Source organism: Undibacterium sp. 5I2, from assembly GCF_035019605.1.
Lineage (GTDB): Bacteria > Pseudomonadota > Gammaproteobacteria > Burkholderiales > Burkholderiaceae_D > Undibacterium.
This window is the reverse complement of the sequence record NZ_JASJVS010000002.1, coordinates 155,659-171,655: the sequence shown is the minus strand read 5'-3', so window position 1 is coordinate 171,655 and position 15,997 is coordinate 155,659. Positions and strand designations below refer to the sequence as shown.

The following is a 15,997-nucleotide window of genomic DNA, read 5'->3' as shown; positions in this document are numbered from 1 at the left end:
AGGTTTAAAAAACGTCCATCAGGCTTTTGCGACAGCCTCTGAAGGCCGGGGTTTCAAACCCTAGTCAGATTTTTGATAAAAAAAAGAAGCCCGCAGGCTTCTTTTTCTCTTACGCTGTCGCGCCCTTCTTAAGCCAGGCATTCAACTGATGCGGCCGAATGCTGTCGTACTCTTCGAACGGTTGATGAATCCACGGATTGGTCGCCAGATAATCAAGATGATAATCGGGTGCCACCGAAGAACAGGCTTTATACCAGATCACGGCCGACTTGACTTCACTGACGGCGGGGAAATTTTCGCGCAAATGATGCAATACGCGCTCAAGCGTCACGCCGGAGTCGACCAAATCGTCCACCACCAGCACACGACCCGATAACACCCCCTTGGTCATGGAAATGTATTTGCCGATATCAAGCGCGCCTTGCACCGTACCGGCTTCTTGACGATATGAACTGGTCGACAGAATCGCCAGCGGCACATCAAAAATACGCGAGAAAATATCGCCGGGGCGCAGGCCGCCGCGTGCCAGACACAAGACTTGGTCGAATTGCCAGCCAGATTCATGTACCTTGAGCGCAAGCTCCTCAATGGCACGGTGATAGGCATCCCAAGAAACCCATAAATCTTTGTCGGTGGAAGCAGGTGTATTCATCTTTTTATTGCTCTTTCATTTGAATGGGTGGCGCAATACGATGGTTTCCTCGCGATCGGGACCGGTCGAGACCATGTCGATCGGTACGCCAACCAACTCTTCGATGCGCTGGATATAATTGCGCGCATTGAGGGGCAAAGCATCGAGAGACTTGGCACCGACCGTGGTTTCCGACCAACCTGGCATTTCTTCGTAAACGGCTTCGCACAGCGAGGCTTCTTCGGCGCCAACTGGGAAGATATCGACGTGCTTGCCATTGACCAGATAACCAGTGCACAGCTTGAGCGTTTCTATCCCATCCAAGACATCCAGCTTGGTCAGGCACATACCCGAGACACCGTTGATTTGCACCGAGCGCTTGAGCAAAGCCGCATCAAACCAACCGCAGCGGCGCGCGCGACCGGTGACAGTACCGAATTCGTGGCCGACGCTGGCCAAATGCTTGCCCACCCCTGCATCAGTCGGCAATTCCGACGGGAATGGACCCGAGCCAACACGCGTGGTGTAAGCCTTGGTGATGCCCAAAATGTAATGCAGCATGTTCGGACCAACACCGGACCCGGCCGAGGCATTACCAGCAACACAATTACTGGAAGTGACGAATGGATAGGTGCCGTGGTCGACGTCGAGCAAGCTACCTTGCGCGCCTTCGAACAACAGGCTGGCACCGCCTTTGTAAGCGGCATACAGGGCGCTAGAGACATCGGCCACCATAGGGCGGATGCGCGGCACCAGAGCGAGCGCGTCATCAAGCGTGGTTTGGAAATCGACCGCCGGTGCCTTGAGATAATTGGTCAGCACAAAATTGTGGTAATCAAGATTCTCTTTGAGCTTTTCGGCAAAACGTTCAGGATTGAGCAAATCGGCTACGCGAATGGCGCGGCGTGCGACTTTATCTTCATACGCTGGACCGATACCTTTCCCGGTGGTACCGATCTTGGCGGCACCGCGTGCTGCTTCGCGGGCAGCATCGAGAGCCGTGTGATACGGCAGAATGACCGGACAGGCTTCAGAAATTTTCAAGCGCGACACCACTTCGACGCCATTGGCTTGCAATTTATCAATTTCGCGCAGCAGATCGGGGACCGACAAGACCACGCCGTTACCGATATAACAAGCGGTACCGGCACGCATGATGCCCGAAGGGATCAGTTGCAAGGCAGTTTTCTGACCGCCGATGACGAGCGTATGACCGGCATTATGGCCGCCCTGAAAGCGCACCACGCCTTGGGCGTGATCGGTCAGCCAATCGACGATTTTGCCCTTGCCCTCATCGCCCCATTGCGTACCGATTACGACTACGTTTTTTGCTATTGTATTATTTGACATCACTCAGCCACCATTTGAAGAACCCATTGATCACCATCGAAAGCGACTGTTCTGTTGCAGTCGAATTCGTCTTGTTCGTTTTCGTGTCCGGGGAAGTTTTGAATCACCACTTCACCGGCACGACGTAATTCTGAAATTTTTTCCAGCAAGGCCGCATCGCGACTCCAAGGCGCGCGGATAGCATCGCGCCGCTCCGCCATCGGCATCAGCCGCGCCAATTCGCGCAGATCGAGCGAAAAGCCAGTAGCCGGACGCGCGCGCCCGAATGCTTCACCAACGTGATCATAGCGGCCACCACGCGCCACGGCATTCGGCAAGCCTGGCACAAACACACTGAACATCACGCCACTGTGATAATGATAGCCGCGCAAATCAGCCAAATCGATAGTTAATTGCGCTGGCCCGAGCAAGCCGGCCAAATAGCCGAGCTCATCGAGCGCTGCCGTCACCCCCGGCACCGTCGGCAAGCACAGGCGTGCACGCTCGAGGATGCTGACGTCACCATACAAACCCGGCAGTGCCAACAGCGCCGCTCGGACTGGCGCAGAAAAACTGCGGCTGATCAGCTCGATACCCGGCGTGTCCTTGGACTGCAGCAGAGAAAACAACTGATTTTCGCTAGTCTTAGCCAGTGGATCGAGTTCGAGAATAGCCCGCAGTACAGCGACATGACACAGATCGATGCGGACTTCAGAAATGCCGGCCAAGGCCAAACAAGCCAGCACCAACTCTTGAATTTCAGCATCGGCTTCCAAGCCGGCATGACCATAAATTTCAGCACCGATCTGTATCGGTTCGCGTGTCGCATGCAAGCCAGAAGATTTGGTATGCAATACATTACCGGCATAGCACAAACGTGTGACCGAATTACGGTTGAGCAGATGGGCGTCGATACGCGCGACTTGCGTCGTCATATCAGCGCGCAAGCCCATGGTGCGGCCGGAGACTTGGTCGACCAATTTAAAGGTGCGTAAATCCATGTCTTGGCCTGTACCGGTCAGCAGCGACTCGATATATTCCAACATCGGCGGCATCACCAACTCGTAACCATAGAGGCGGAAATGATCAAGAAAAACGCGGCGCAAATCTTCAATTTTGCGCGCTTCCGAAGGCAAAACGTCTGCAATATTTTCGGGTAAAAGCCAATTTGGCATGAAAGACAATCAAAAAAAATAAAAAATAAAACAAGCAAATTTGACAGCACTCATCCGGCAAACAGCGACCGACGCCAAAACTGGCGCAGATCGCTGTATTGCCGGATGCGATTTTTCAGATGACGATAAGGCGTCTGATTAACCCAGACCTTCCTTTATTTCGTTTTTACCGGTGCAGCACCACTGGCTGTGCCGGAATTCTTAAAATATTTAAAAAAGTCAGAACTCGGATCCACCACCACGATATCGCTCTTACTCTTGAAGCTGGCACGATATGCTTCAAGACTGCGATAAAAACGGTAGAACTCCAGGTTTTGACCAAATGCCTGAGCGTAAATCTGTGAAGCATTGGCGTCGCCGGCACCGCGCATCGCTTCCGATTCACGATAGGCCTCCGCCAAAATGACGATACGTTGGCGATCAGCATCGGCACGAATTTTCTCTGAATCCGCCGCACCTGTCGAGCGCAATTCATTGGCCACGCGCAAACGTTCAGCCTTCATGCGATCATAGACTGAATTGTTGATCTGTTCAACATAGTCGACGCGTTTTAGACGCACATCAATGATCGTTACCCCTATCTGCTTGGCTTCGTCGGCAACCTTGTTTTTGATCGCTTCCATCACCTTGCCGCGCTCACCCGAGATCACTTCACGCACGGTGCGCTTGGTAATTTCATCATTGAGAGCAGCCTTAATGATTTGCGCCAACCGGTCTTGCGCGCGCCGCTCATCACCACCGAAGCTGACATAATACAGTTTTGGCTCAGTGATTCTCCATTTAACATAGGAATCAACCAGAATATTTTTCTTTTCTGCGGTAATAAAACGATCGGCATCATCCGCGTCGATGGTCAAGATACGCTTGTCGAGAAACAGCACATTCTGAAACGGTGGCGGTAATTTAAAATGCAAACCGGGCTCACTGATGACGGCTTTGACTTCGCCGAAAGCAAACACGATGGCATGCGATTTTTGATCCACCACGAAGACGGTGGAATACGCGACCAGCAAGACTGCCAGCACGGTCGCAAAGAAGGAGATCAGCTTATTCATCAGCGCACCTCTCTATCACGGGAGTCACGGCTATCGCGGCTACGGCCATCTTTGGAATAGCGCATTTCGACAGTCGGGATGGGTTCACTTGGCGTCACCGGGGCGACGGCCGCAGCCGGTGCCTTGGCAGTACTGCCTTCAGCTTGCTGTATCATTTTATCGAGCGGCAGATACACCATATTGTTGGAAGATTTGGTATCCATCATGAGTTTGCTGGTACTGGAAAAAATTTGCTGCATGGTTTCGAGATACAAACGATCACGCGTCACCACCGGTGCTTTTTGGTATTCACTGAGCACTTGCTTGAAGCGCGAGGCATTCCCCTCGGCATTGGCAACCACGCGCGATTTATACCCTTCCGCTTCCTGCAGCATGCGTGAGGCTTCGCCACGCGCCTTTGGAATCACATCGTTGGCGTAGGCTTGGCCTTCATTTTTTTGGCGCTCTTTATCCTGACCGGCCTTCACCGCATCATCAAAAGCTGCCTGCACTTGTTCCGGCGGTTGCACACCCTGCATGGTGACGTTAGCGATTTGCACGCCCGATTTGTAGTGTGCCAGAATTTGCTGCATCAAGGCACCGACGTCGAGTGCGACTTTCTCACGCCCTTCGTAGAGCACAAAATCCATCTTACTTTTACCGACTACTTCGCGCACTGCTGTTTCGGCGACCTGACGAATCATCTCGTCTTGATCACGGTTGTTGAACAGCCAATCAGCGGCATTGCCGAGCTTGTATTGCACGGCGAATTGAATGTCGATGATATTTTCATCATCAGTCAACATCAGCGATTCGCGCGCTTGCTTGTTTTTCACATTCGAGCGATAACCGACTTCAACCGTGCGCACTTGCGAAACATTGACAATTTCGTGACTCTGTACTGGGTAAGGCCAACGCCAATTCATGCCCGAGCCGGCGACATGACTGTATTTACCAAAAGTGGTGATGACGGCGGTCTGCCCCTCTTGCACGATGAAGATCCCGCTGATCAACCAGACGACAAAAAACACCAGCGCAATCGCGCCGATGCCGATACGGGTGTTGGCTGGGTCAGGAGAAAAACCACCCCCTTCGCCACCTCCATTGCCGCTGCCCCCGCCTTTTTGGCCGAGAAAACGCGCCAAGCGCGCATTCAAGTCTTTCCAGACTTGCTCGAGATCAGGAGGTGTATCAGGCTTTTTCTTGCCATCCTGATTGTTATTCTGGGAGCCACGGCCCCACTGGGGGTCGTTGAGAGACAAGCTCAGACCGAGTCGTTTAAGAAGAGAACCTAGCATTCTTTTTGATATCCAATGAACAGCAGCTTACGCTACTGGAGGTTGAACCGTGCATCATCATAGTCAGGTGCGACCTGTTCGGGCGCCATTTCTGCAGCCTTGGCAATGGCAAAACCAGCGATAGCTTGACGCAACAAATCGAGCCCAGCCCCAGTTCTGGCGCTCAAAAAAACTCGATCAATTTTATCATACTCATCCAACAGGACTGCCGGCTCTAACATCGCCAAATCAATTTTATTGCACACCATTAATTGCGGAATATGATCGGCACCAATCTCTTTCAAGACATGGTTAACTTGCTCGATCTGATCCGCTCTCACAGGGCTATTTGCGTCCACTATATGTAAAAGCAAGTCTGCGTGGATGGTTTCCTCTAAAGTCGCTTTAAAAGCCGCCACCAATTGATGCGGCAAATCGCGAATAAACCCCACCGTATCAGAAATTACCACATTCCCAGCCTCGCCAAGGTAGAGCCGGCGCGAGGTGGTATCGAGGGTAGCAAATAACTGATCGGCCGCATACACGCCAGCCTTGGTAAGGGCATTGAATAAGGTGGATTTACCGGCATTGGTGTAGCCGACTAAAGAAACTGAAAAAGTTTTACTCCGGTCGCGCGACCGTCGTTGGGTTTCCCGTTGACGCTGCAACTTGGATAATTTCAACTTCAGCATTTTGACCCGCTCACCGATCAAGCGGCGATCGGTTTCGAGTTGCGTTTCACCCGGACCGCGCAAGCCGATACCACCCTTCTGTCGTTCCAGATGGGTCCAGCCGCGAATCAGACGCGTCGCCAGATGCTGCAATTGCGCCAACTCGACCTGAACCTTACCTTCATGGCTTTTCGCGCGCTGGGCAAAAATATCGAGAATCAGACTGGTACGATCAACCACCCGCACTTGCAAGTGACGTTCGAGATTACGCTGCTGAGCCGGCGACAAGGCGTGATTGACGATGACCAGATCGAGCGCTTCGTCAGCAACCAAGGCGGCAATTTCAGTCGCCTTGCCGGAGCCAACAAACAACGCCGCATCGGGACTGGCGCGTTTGCAGGTGACGGTGGCGAGCGGTTCGGCACCGGCAGATTGCGCCAACAAGGAAATTTCTTCCATGCTGGCAGCAAAATCACCTTTACCGAAGTCTACGCCGACCAAGGCGGCGCGCATGCTCAAAGACATGGATCCTGAAGAGAAAGAGCCAAGAAATTACTCTGCTTCAGGTTCAGCATTAATACTCACGGCGCGCGCCGGAACGACGGTCGAAATGGCATGCTTATAAACCATTTGTGTGACTGTATTTCTGAGCAAAACGACATATTGATCGAAAGATTCGATATGGCCTTGCAGTTTGATACCATTTACCAGGTAAATTGAAACCGGGATGTGTTCCTTGCGCAATGCGTTCAGAAACGGGTCTTGTAAAAGTTGCCCTTTATTACTCATAACAGCTCCATTGTGTTGTTGTGATCAAAGTTGGGGATACATTGAATAATTTCAAGCTTCCCAGAGTGATTACCAGACTCACTGTAATCTATTTTTACACAAATATAGCATTGAGCGCGCATTCTCATTATTTTTTGTTAATATTTAGAGACTAGCGTTCGCTGCTTATTTGGATTTATCAAACGGATTTTTACCCGAACGCATTTCAATTCTGAGCGGCGTACCGGTCAGAGAGAAAGTTTCGCGGAAATGTTTTTCCAAATACCGCTTGTACACATCGCCCACTGCCTCGAGCGCATTACCATGAATGACAATGATAGGTGGATTTTGTCCGCCTTGATGGGCATAGCGTAATTTAGGACGTATCGATCCCTTGCGCTTAGGCTGTTGATGCTCAACCGCTTCGATCAGCGCACGCGTCAGTTTCGGCGTCGACAAATTCGCCATCGCTGCCTCGTAGGCGGAATCGATGGACTTCATCAATGGTGCCAAACCGGTCGATTTGAGTGCAGAAATAAAATGGAATTTAGCGAAAGTCAGGAAGTTAAGCTTGCGTTCGATATCAAATTTAATTTCATCGCGGCGTTCGCTTTGCAAACCGTCCCACTTGTTCACACCAACCACCAGCGCACGCCCGGACTCGAGAATAAAGCCGGCGATATGCGCATCTTGCTCAGAAATATCTTGCTGCGCATCTAACAGCAACAGCACCACATTCGCCTCTGAGACCGATTGCAGGGTCTTGACGACCGAGAATTTCTCTATCGCCTCAAATACTTTACCGCGCCGGCGAATACCAGCGGTATCGATGAGCGAATAGTGCTTACCATCGCGCTCAAATGGAATTTCTATCGAATCGCGCGTGGTACCAGGCATATCGAAGGCAATCACACGCTCTTCGCCGAGCAAGGTATTGACCAAGGTCGATTTGCCGACGTTCGGACGACCGACGATAGCGATACGGATGCCACGGACGGCACTTTCCGGCTCTTCCACTTCGGGCGGACGCTGCGCAAAGGCGATGTCGAGCGCTTCTTCGACCAGATCGGTAACACCATCGCCATGGGCGGAGGAAATCACGTAAGGATCGCCGAGACCAAGCTCGTAAAAGTCGGCGGTCACATTCGAATACCGCATGCCTTCAGCTTTATTGACGACTAACATCACCGAACGGCCTGATTTACGCAGGAAATCGGTGATGGTTTTATCATGCGGCGTCAAGCCTTGGCGACCGTCGACGATGAAGATAACGACATCGGCTTCGGCTACGGCTTGCTTGGTTTGTTTTGCCATTTCATGCAAAATGCCGTCCTTGGCGACGGGTTCAAAACCACCCGTATCAATGACTAAGAACGGGCGTTCTCCAACGCGGCCTTCACCGTAATGGCGATCACGAGTCAGACCGGGAAGATCTGCCACAAGTGCGTCGCGTGAACGGGTAAGCCGATTGAACAGCGTGGATTTGCCGACATTTGGTCGGCCTATAAGTGCGATAACCGGCTTCATTTGTATTACTCGGTCGCGAAGGCAACCACAGATCCTGATTTTGTTTGAACAATCAGATTCGAACCTTGCACCTGCGGCGCGGTCAAAATCTGACTACCATCGGTCGCCAAGCGAGCGATGAAAGAACCATCTTCTCTGGAGAGAAAATGAACGTAACCTGCATAGTCGCCCACTGCTACCGAGCGACCAAAGGATATCGGTGCCGACAAGCGGCGATTGAGCAGCTTGTCATTGCGCCAAACACTGGCACCACCATCGCGCGCATAGGCGGCGACTACACCGCCGGCATCGGCGGCAAACACAAAGCGTTCATCGGCACCAACGCCGACTTCGCTCGAGGTATTCTTGACCCAGCGCGGCGTACCGGTGGCGATATCAAAACAACCGACTCGGCCCTGGTACGCAGTCGCGCAGACATCTCGGCCGACCAGCACAGGCACACCGGAGACATCGGCGACACGCTCGAGTTCGGTATTCCCTTTCGGCTCACCGACCACAGCTTCCCAGCGCAAAGCACCATTTTTCAGGGCAACGGCAATCATATGACCACCCGGCAAAGCCACCAGCACTTGATCGCCAACGATCAGCAAACCTGGCACTGCGCGCAGCACCAAAGGCGGCAGCGGCCGTTCGAGCGACCATTTTTTGTTACCAGTGACAGCATCATAGGCACTGATGCGATTATCATTACTACGCACCAACACGAAGCCGGCACCCACTACGGGGGTGGAGAGGATTTCTGATGATTCTTGGACTTTCCAAAGCGCCTTACCGGTATTATCAAAGGCCAATAAAAAACCTTTTTCGGCCGCTACCGCCAACATCGATTCATCGGCACCTACACCGGCGGTCAACTTGACGCCGGCATTGATGCGCCAATCGGTACGTCCGGAGGCGTCAAGCTTGACCACGGTACCATCATTGGCTGCAGCATAAATCTTACTGCCATCAACCGCAGGCGCAAATGTATAGCTGCCGGCCGCCCCGACCGCAATCGTCCACAGCGCCCGAGCATTGAGCGTGGACTTGAACTCAGTCAGCACAGCGGCCTGTTTTTTCGGATCGACTTTAGAAGCAAAGGGATTCCAAGAAGAACAACCAGCCATCACACAACAGACTGAGAGTGCGATCAGTTTGACGGAAAAACGCATAGAAGTCACTCCTGTTATTTATTTCACTGCCACGGCAGCAGCGCCGATGGCATCGAGTTTAACTTGTACCAGCGAACGTGCCGGGCTTTTCTCAGTCATTTTATCGTGAGCAGCTTGATACGCCTTGCGCGCTTCATCAATCTTGCCCAAGCCAACATACAAATCACCTTGACGATCGGCGACGTCGGCTTGCAATTGCAGCGGAAATTCGCCGCTCAACTGCTTCAAACCTTCATCGTAAGCTTTTTCATCGAGCGCGATGGCGGCCAAACGCAATTTCGCCAGCGCCTTGTAATCATCGGCTTTACTGCTGCTGACCACCCATTGCAATTGTTGCTTGGCTACTTTCAGGTCACCGGCTTCGAATGCACTCTTGGCCGCAGTCAGCGCAGCCATCGATGCATACGAAGTGGCGCTGAATTTTTCTTTCAAATCGTTGGCAGCACGCTGAACCTTCGTGTCATCCTTGCCGCTCACTGCTTGCTGCAGTGATTCGTAGAGCTGCGAAGCTTGCCCGGACTGGTCGCCTTGATACTTACTCCACTGCATCCAAGCAGCATAGCCGCCTAAAGCGAGAATCAACACCCAAGTGATGAGGTTGCCGTACTGTTTCCAAGCTGCCTTTATCGTTGCCAGCTGTTCTTGCTCTTCGTGATCGTATGCCATGATGTCAGAATGTATTAATGGTGAATATGAATATGAGTCGGGTCGTCGCAACATGCGGCATCCGTACCGCCGCCAGCGATTTGATCAACCAGATAGTCGACCACCGTTTCAAAAGGAACGCCAACTTGATTATTCTCTTGCTCGCCGGAACGCATAGTTTTGATCGTCGCCGCTTGCTTGGCGAGTTCATCGTCGCCGATGATGACCGCATAAGCCGCGCCACTGGCATCGGCTTTTTTCATTTGCGCCTTGAAGTTACCAGTCCCGGTCGCGGTTGCGCAATGTAACACAACATCGAGTCCGGCATCACGTAAACGTTCACCGATGATAGTTGCCTGCATCTGTGCAGCTGCTCCCTGATGCACCAAATAGACATCGCACAAAGCCGGATCACTGGTCTCACCCAAGCTTTTCATGAGCTCGATGATACGTTCTATGCCCATGCCGAAGCCACAGGCCGGAGTTGCTTTGCCACCGAAAGTGGTGAACAAGGTGTCATACCGACCACCGGCACAGATGGTTCCTTGCGAACCGAGTTCATCAGTCACCCATTCGAATACGGTGCGATTATAATAATCGAGCCCGCGTACCAGACGTGGATTGATGACGAAGGGAATGCTGTTGGTGCGTAAAATATCCTGCACGCCTTCGAAATGCGCCAAGGAGTCGGCACCAAGGTAATCGAGCAGCTTAGGCGCGCCATTGACGAGCTCTTGCATGGCCGGATTTTTCGTATCAAGAATACGCAAAGGATTGGTTTGCAAACGACGCAGCGCCTCGGCATCGAGCAATTCGCTGTGCTGCTCGAAATACGCGATCAGCGCCGTGCGATGCACACTGCGTTCCGCCGCGTCACCGATGGAATTAAGTTCCAGGCGTACATTTTGCAAGCCCAAGTCATCCCACAGACGCTGACACAACATGATCAGTTCCGCATCGATATCAGGCCCGGAAAAGCCCAGTGCTTCGGCACCGACTTGATGGAACTGGCGATAGCGACCGCGTTGCGGACGTTCGTGACGAAACATCGGGCCGGTGTACCACAGGCGTTTCGGACCGTCATATACTAAATTATGCTCAATGGCTGCGCGCACCACGCCGGCCGTACCTTCCGGTCGCAGCGTCAGACGATCGCCATTCATCGCATCTTCAAACGAATACATTTCTTTTTCGACGATGTCCGTGACTTCGCCGATACCGCGGGCATACAATGCCGTAGCTTCGAGAATAGGCGTGCGTACCTGTTGAAAGCCATAGCTTTTCAAGACAGACTGCACGGTATTTTCAAATAATTCCCACAGCGGCGCATCACCGGGAAGAAGATCATTCATCCCTTTGACGCCCGCTATTTTTTCAATTTTTTTGTTTTCCGACATGCTTACCTTGATTGAATTATTTACTCACTCGCGACCGCGGTCGCGCTGGCGTATTTTTTTGCGACATAGTCGAGCACAATGGCTTGAAACTCGGTGGCGATATGATCGCCGCGCAAAGTCAGCGCTTTCACACCGTCGATGAATACCGGCGCTGCCGGCGATTCACCGGTACCGGGCAAGCTGATGCCGATATTGGCATGTTTGGATTCGCCCGGGCCATTGACGATGCAACCCATGACGGCGACATTCATTTCTTCGACACCGGGATAACGCTTCTTCCACAGTGGCATTTGCTCGCGCAAGAAAGTTTGTATATCGTCGGCCAATTCTTGAAACACCGTCGAGGTGGTGCGACCACAACCAGGACAAGCAATCACCATAGGAGTGAACTTACGCAAGCCCATGGTTTGCAAAATTTCTTGTGCCACGATCACTTCGCGGCAGCGATCGCCACCGGGCTCGGGGGTGAGCGAAACACGAATGGTATCGGCGATCCCTTCTTGCATCAAAATCGCCAAGGCCGCTGTTGAGGCGACGATGCCCTTACTCCCCATGCCGGCTTCAGTCAAACCGAGATGCAAGGGATAGTCACAACGCGCCGCTAACTCACGGTACACCGCGATGAGATCCTGCACGCCCGACACCTTGCAAGACAAAATAATTTTATCGGCACCGAGACCCAACTCTTCGGCACGCTGCGCATTCTCGATGGCTGAGGTGATCAACGCTTGATACATCACCGCTTGTACCCGCCATGGCGTCGAACGCTGCGCATTTTCATCCATAATACGCGCCAACAAAGCCTGGTCGAGACTACCCCAATTGACACCGATCCGTACCGGCTTATCGTAGCGACAAGCGATCTCTATCATTTGTGCGAATTGAGTATCGCGCTTGGCACCTTGCCCGACATTACCAGGATTGATACGGTACTTCGACAAAGCTTGTGCGCAGTCTGGAAAATCGCTCAGCAGCGTATGGCCGTTGTAATGGAAGTCACCGATCAGCGGCACATCGACGCCCATTTTATCGAGCTGCGCGCGAATTTCCGGCACCGCCGCGGCCGCCTCGGCGTTATTGACCGTGATGCGCACGAGTTCCGAGCCGGCGCGTGCGAGTTCCTTGATCTGGATCGCACTGCCGATGACATCGGCGGTATCGGTATTGGTCATCGATTGCACCACGACCGGGGCCGAGCCACCGATAATGACGTGGCGCTCACCATAGCTGACTGTGGCAGCGCGACGCACTCGGCGCGGTGCCGGGCCAGATCCTATTTCAGTTAAAAAATCTTGCATACTCATTTTACACTTTTCACACTTATTTCAGACTCAGATTGACCGTATTGACGCCAACAGGAGGTGTCATTTCCAACACACTCCCGCGCAACCACGCATCAACGCCACTGGCATTCCCCAAGCGTAACTGCACGGGTTCGCGCAAATCAAAAAATTCTTCGGTACCGGCTTTAGCCAAATGCGAGGTCAAAATCTGACCCGATTCTTTTTTTACCTGAACCCAAGAATCTTGCCGAAATTTTAAGCGCAACTGATTTTTTTGCTGCGCCGTGGCGACAACACCAGCCAGCGCTGCATTCGAGCTTGGCGCAGCCTGCACTGCCGAGACCGGCGCAGCCGGCAACACCGGAGCAGGTGCGGCGACTGTCGCGCTGACCGCGGCTGGGGCCGATGCCGGGGTCGGCGCTGCAACCGTCGAGGACGGGTTAGTCTGCGCCGCTGGCAACGAGGAAGCCAAGGGCACATTGAGCCCCATACCCGGTGTGCTTGGTGCCGTCTCGCTGGCAGCCACACTATTTTCATGCGGCGCACTGCCTTCCTCTACAGCAACCGACGCCGCGGTTTCGCTCGGCGTCAGCCAGCGCTGAAAGTACCCCGATTGCTCAAGCTTTTGAGCCAGTAAAAATACCAGCACGGCCGCCGCCAACATCGCTGCACCATACAAATAGCGCCGATTCGTGGCATCTGAGCGACCCAGAAAAGGCGAACGCGATTCCATAAAGGGGGTAGCCAAAGTCGGCCGCAAATCAGTTACAAAAGCACCGCTACTGCTTTCAGCTGGCAGCAGGGCAATTACTGGTGCGGCATCGATTTTCAGCAGCTTAGCGTAAGAACGCATGAAGCCACGCACGATCACCATATTCGGCAAAAGCGGAAAATCATTCGTTTCAATCGCGATAATTTGCCGCGGCGAGAGCTTCAATTGATCTGCCACTTGCTCGACTGTCCAAGCGCCAGCGACACGCGCCGCCAGCAGCATAGCACCAGCCGAAGCGGCCACTGCCGCTGGGTTGACCGCAGTACCATCACTGTCTGGCAACTGCGACTCAGATGGAGTATTTACGCCTACCTCACTCATCAAAAGATCCTCTTTGCAATAAACCGAATTCACGGGAATTAGGGAAGCGACGACGCAACTGCGTAATCAAGCTATTGATGATCGCCTCATCACCGAGTTTTTTCTCAATTCTGATCGCCAACCACAAGACATCAACCGTCATGACATCGAGCTTAAGCACGCGGTTGATATAAAAACGCGCCTGCGAAAAATCACCGCGATCAAAAAAAACCCTGGCCAAGTTGGCATTGAGGCCGGGGTTCGAGGGGTCGATCCTGAACCCCTGCATGAAATACGCTTCAGCAGCACGCGCATCTTTGATGCGCAGACTGCATAAACCGGCATTATTGTAAGCCTTGGCCGGAGTAGGATAAGCACTGTCGTGCAAAGCTCGCTCCAGCAAAACCAAGCCTTGTTTTTCCCTGTCATTCTGACACAAAAACCAGCCATAATTATTGGCGATTTCAAGATCATTGGGGGCCAACTTCATTGCATACAAGAAATTTTCTTCAGCCAGCTTCTTTTCACCCATTTCCATGAAGATCAGGGCGCGGATCGCATAGGCGTCGAGCAAATCGGGCGAGATCAGCAAAGCTTGGCGAATTTCTTCCAAGGCAACTTTATTCTGACCTTGCTGATAATAACCGACTGCCAATTGAATCCGAATCGCCGCACGCCTTTGTACGTCTTGCTTTTCGATTGAGGCATTCGGGGTTTCATGCGGCGCATCGAGACCACGATTCACACAACCAGCCAGCACCAACATCAAGGAAATGAGCAAAGCTCTTTCAAAACGCCAGTCCGAGCCGAAAATTTTCACTGAGTAATCTCCACAATTTTGCCGAAATTTTCACCGAATTTCTTTTGATATTCGGCCATTTTCTGCATTCTTTCCTGTACCCGCGTACGATCCTTGACTTCGCCGGCCAACTGACCACAGGCCGCATCAATATCGTCGCCGCGCGTTTTACGCGTGGTGGTGATGATACCGGCGTCCATCAAGACTTTGGCAAAGGCTTTGATGCGCGGATTGTCAGAACGCTTCAAACCTGATTCCGGAAACGGATTAAAGGGGATCAGATTGAATTTGCACGGCACCGTTTTCACCAAGGCAATCAATTCACGCGCATGCTCATCGCTGTCATTGACGCCATCGAGCATGCAATATTCAAAGGTAATAAAGTCGCGCGGCGCAAATTCGAGATAGCGCTTGCAGGCGGCCATCAAATCTTGCAGCGGATGCTTTTTATTCAAGGGTATCAAACTATCGCGCAAGGCATCATTGGAAGCATGCAAGGACACCGCCAAGGCGACCGGACATTCTTGCGACAACTTATCCATCATCGGCACCACTCCGCTGGTCGAGAGGGTGACGCGACGGCGCGACAAGCCATAAGCGTTATCATCGAGCATCAGGCGCAGCGCGGTCACCGTCGGGGCAAAATTGAGCAAGGGTTCACCCATGCCCATCATGACCACATTCGTGATCTGCCGCTCACCCTTAGGACCAGGCACAATGCCTTTAGTACGACGCAATTCGAATTCTGCCATCCACAATTGACCAATAATTTCAGCAACAGTCAGATTGCGATTAAACCCTTGTTTGCCGGTAGAACAAAAACGGCAATTCACGGCGCAGCCGGCCTGCGTAGAGATGCACAGGGTGCCACGATTTTCTTCAGGAATGAAGACCGTTTCGACCGCATTCCCCTGACCGACATCGACCAGCCATTTGCGGGTGCCATCAAGGGAAGTGTGATCACTGACAATGGCGGGCGCGACAATTTCAGCCCGACCGGAGAGTTTTTCGCGCAAAGACTTGGCGAGATCAGTCATCTCGTCAAAGCGACTCGCGCCGAATTGATGTATCCAGCGTTGCAATTGCTTGGCACGAAACGGCTTCTCACCCAATTCGCCACAATAAGCAACGAGTTGCGCAGGATCTAGATCCAATAAATTTATGAGTGCCGTCATGTGTTTCTTTCTTACACCCCCCTTCGCAAGCCTGCGTCAGGGGGATGATTATTTACTTCAACT

Annotated in this window: 15 protein-coding genes; all 15 read right to left on the bottom strand. The window is 52.5% G+C overall.

Going from position 1 to position 15,997, the window contains the following annotated elements:
• Positions 1–109 precede the first annotated feature (109 nt).
• Positions 110–652 carry a phosphoribosyltransferase gene (locus tag QN359_RS01730; protein ID WP_322248087.1) on the bottom strand — a complete coding sequence of 181 codons (543 nt, stop codon included), beginning with the start codon at positions 650–652 and terminating at the stop codon, positions 110–112.
• 15 nt (positions 653–667) lie between these two features.
• Positions 668–1,981, bottom strand: coding sequence for an adenylosuccinate synthase (locus QN359_RS01725; RefSeq protein WP_322248086.1), 1,314 nt, complete (start codon positions 1,979–1,981; stop codon positions 668–670).
• Positions 1,981–3,135, bottom strand: a complete 1,155-nt coding sequence (locus QN359_RS01720) for an ATP phosphoribosyltransferase regulatory subunit (RefSeq protein WP_322248085.1) — start codon at positions 3,133–3,135, stop codon at positions 1,981–1,983. The genes QN359_RS01725 and QN359_RS01720 overlap by 1 nt, the downstream gene beginning before the upstream one ends.
• A 155-nt stretch (positions 3,136–3,290) precedes the next feature.
• Positions 3,291–4,190, bottom strand: coding sequence for a protease modulator HflC (gene hflC, locus QN359_RS01715; protein ID WP_322248084.1), 900 nt, complete (start codon positions 4,188–4,190; stop codon positions 3,291–3,293).
• Entirely contained in the window at positions 4,190–5,467 is a 1,278-nt protein-coding gene (gene hflK, locus QN359_RS01710; protein ID WP_322248083.1) for an FtsH protease activity modulator HflK, read from the bottom strand. The genes hflC and hflK overlap by 1 nt, the downstream gene beginning before the upstream one ends.
• A 32-nt stretch (positions 5,468–5,499) precedes the next feature.
• Positions 5,500–6,630, bottom strand: a complete 1,131-nt coding sequence (gene hflX, locus QN359_RS01705; RefSeq protein WP_322251110.1) for a GTPase HflX — start codon at positions 6,628–6,630, stop codon at positions 5,500–5,502.
• A 39-nt stretch (positions 6,631–6,669) separates the two neighbouring features.
• A complete protein-coding gene (gene hfq / locus QN359_RS01700) occupies positions 6,670–6,906 on the bottom strand; it encodes an RNA chaperone Hfq (RefSeq protein ID WP_322248081.1) in 237 nt (78 codons plus the stop codon).
• A 165-nt stretch (positions 6,907–7,071) separates the two neighbouring features.
• Complete coding sequence (gene der, locus QN359_RS01695) at positions 7,072–8,412, bottom strand: ribosome biogenesis GTPase Der (protein ID WP_322248080.1); 1,341 nt, start codon at positions 8,410–8,412, stop codon at positions 7,072–7,074.
• 5 nt (positions 8,413–8,417) lie between these two features.
• On the bottom strand, positions 8,418–9,563 hold the full coding sequence (gene bamB / locus QN359_RS01690) for an outer membrane protein assembly factor BamB (protein WP_322248079.1): 1,146 nt from the start codon (positions 9,561–9,563) through the stop codon (positions 8,418–8,420).
• Positions 9,564–9,581: 18 nt separating this feature from the next.
• Positions 9,582–10,229, bottom strand: a complete 648-nt coding sequence (locus QN359_RS01685) for a tetratricopeptide repeat protein (protein ID WP_322248078.1) — start codon at positions 10,227–10,229, stop codon at positions 9,582–9,584.
• A gap of 14 nt (positions 10,230–10,243) precedes the next feature.
• Positions 10,244–11,605, bottom strand: coding sequence for a histidine--tRNA ligase (gene hisS, locus QN359_RS01680; protein ID WP_322248077.1), 1,362 nt, complete (start codon positions 11,603–11,605; stop codon positions 10,244–10,246).
• Between the two features lie 20 nt (positions 11,606–11,625).
• Positions 11,626–12,903 (bottom strand): flavodoxin-dependent (E)-4-hydroxy-3-methylbut-2-enyl-diphosphate synthase, encoded by a 1,278-nt coding sequence (ispG, locus tag QN359_RS01675; RefSeq protein WP_322248076.1) that lies wholly within the window; start codon positions 12,901–12,903, stop codon positions 11,626–11,628.
• 22 nt (positions 12,904–12,925) lie between these two features.
• Entirely contained in the window at positions 12,926–13,981 is a 1,056-nt protein-coding gene (locus QN359_RS01670; protein ID WP_322248075.1) for a RodZ domain-containing protein, read from the bottom strand.
• Positions 13,974–14,780, bottom strand: a complete 807-nt coding sequence (gene pilW / locus QN359_RS01665) for a type IV pilus biogenesis/stability protein PilW (RefSeq protein WP_322248074.1) — start codon at positions 14,778–14,780, stop codon at positions 13,974–13,976. The genes QN359_RS01670 and pilW overlap by 8 nt, the downstream gene beginning before the upstream one ends.
• Positions 14,777–15,934 (bottom strand): 23S rRNA (adenine(2503)-C(2))-methyltransferase RlmN, encoded by a 1,158-nt coding sequence (rlmN, locus tag QN359_RS01660; RefSeq protein ID WP_322248073.1) that lies wholly within the window; start codon positions 15,932–15,934, stop codon positions 14,777–14,779. Before rlmN ends, pilW begins: the two co-directional genes overlap by 4 nt.
• Between the last annotated feature and the right edge of the window lie 63 nt (positions 15,935–15,997).

What these genes read in the sequence shown, in the direction of transcription:
- der (WP_322248080.1), bottom strand. Translation starts at nt 8,412, where the DNA reads ATGAAGCCGGTTATCGCACTTATAGGCCGACCAAATGTCGGCAAATCC.
- rlmN (WP_322248073.1), bottom strand. Translation starts at nt 15,934, where the DNA reads ATGACGGCACTCATAAATTTATTGGATCTAGATCCTGCGCAACTCGTT.
- QN359_RS01725 (WP_322248086.1), bottom strand. Translation starts at nt 1,981, where the DNA reads ATGTCAAATAATACAATAGCAAAAAACGTAGTCGTAATCGGTACGCAA.
- QN359_RS01720 (WP_322248085.1), bottom strand. Translation starts at nt 3,135, where the DNA reads ATGCCAAATTGGCTTTTACCCGAAAATATTGCAGACGTTTTGCCTTCG.
- hflX (WP_322251110.1), bottom strand. Translation starts at nt 6,630, where the DNA reads ATGCGCGCCGCCTTGGTCGGCGTAGACTTCGGTAAAGGTGATTTTGCT.
- hfq (WP_322248081.1), bottom strand. Translation starts at nt 6,906, where the DNA reads ATGAGTAATAAAGGGCAACTTTTACAAGACCCGTTTCTGAACGCATTG.
- ispG (WP_322248076.1), bottom strand. Translation starts at nt 12,903, where the DNA reads ATGCAAGATTTTTTAACTGAAATAGGATCTGGCCCGGCACCGCGCCGA.
- hflC (WP_322248084.1), bottom strand. Translation starts at nt 4,190, where the DNA reads ATGAATAAGCTGATCTCCTTCTTTGCGACCGTGCTGGCAGTCTTGCTG.
- QN359_RS01685 (WP_322248078.1), bottom strand. Translation starts at nt 10,229, where the DNA reads ATGGCATACGATCACGAAGAGCAAGAACAGCTGGCAACGATAAAGGCA.
- hisS (WP_322248077.1), bottom strand. Translation starts at nt 11,605, where the DNA reads ATGTCGGAAAACAAAAAAATTGAAAAAATAGCGGGCGTCAAAGGGATG.
- bamB (WP_322248079.1), bottom strand. Translation starts at nt 9,563, where the DNA reads ATGCGTTTTTCCGTCAAACTGATCGCACTCTCAGTCTGTTGTGTGATG.
- hflK (WP_322248083.1), bottom strand. Translation starts at nt 5,467, where the DNA reads ATGCTAGGTTCTCTTCTTAAACGACTCGGTCTGAGCTTGTCTCTCAAC.
- QN359_RS01730 (WP_322248087.1), bottom strand. Translation starts at nt 652, where the DNA reads ATGAATACACCTGCTTCCACCGACAAAGATTTATGGGTTTCTTGGGAT.
- QN359_RS01670 (WP_322248075.1), bottom strand. Translation starts at nt 13,981, where the DNA reads ATGAGTGAGGTAGGCGTAAATACTCCATCTGAGTCGCAGTTGCCAGAC.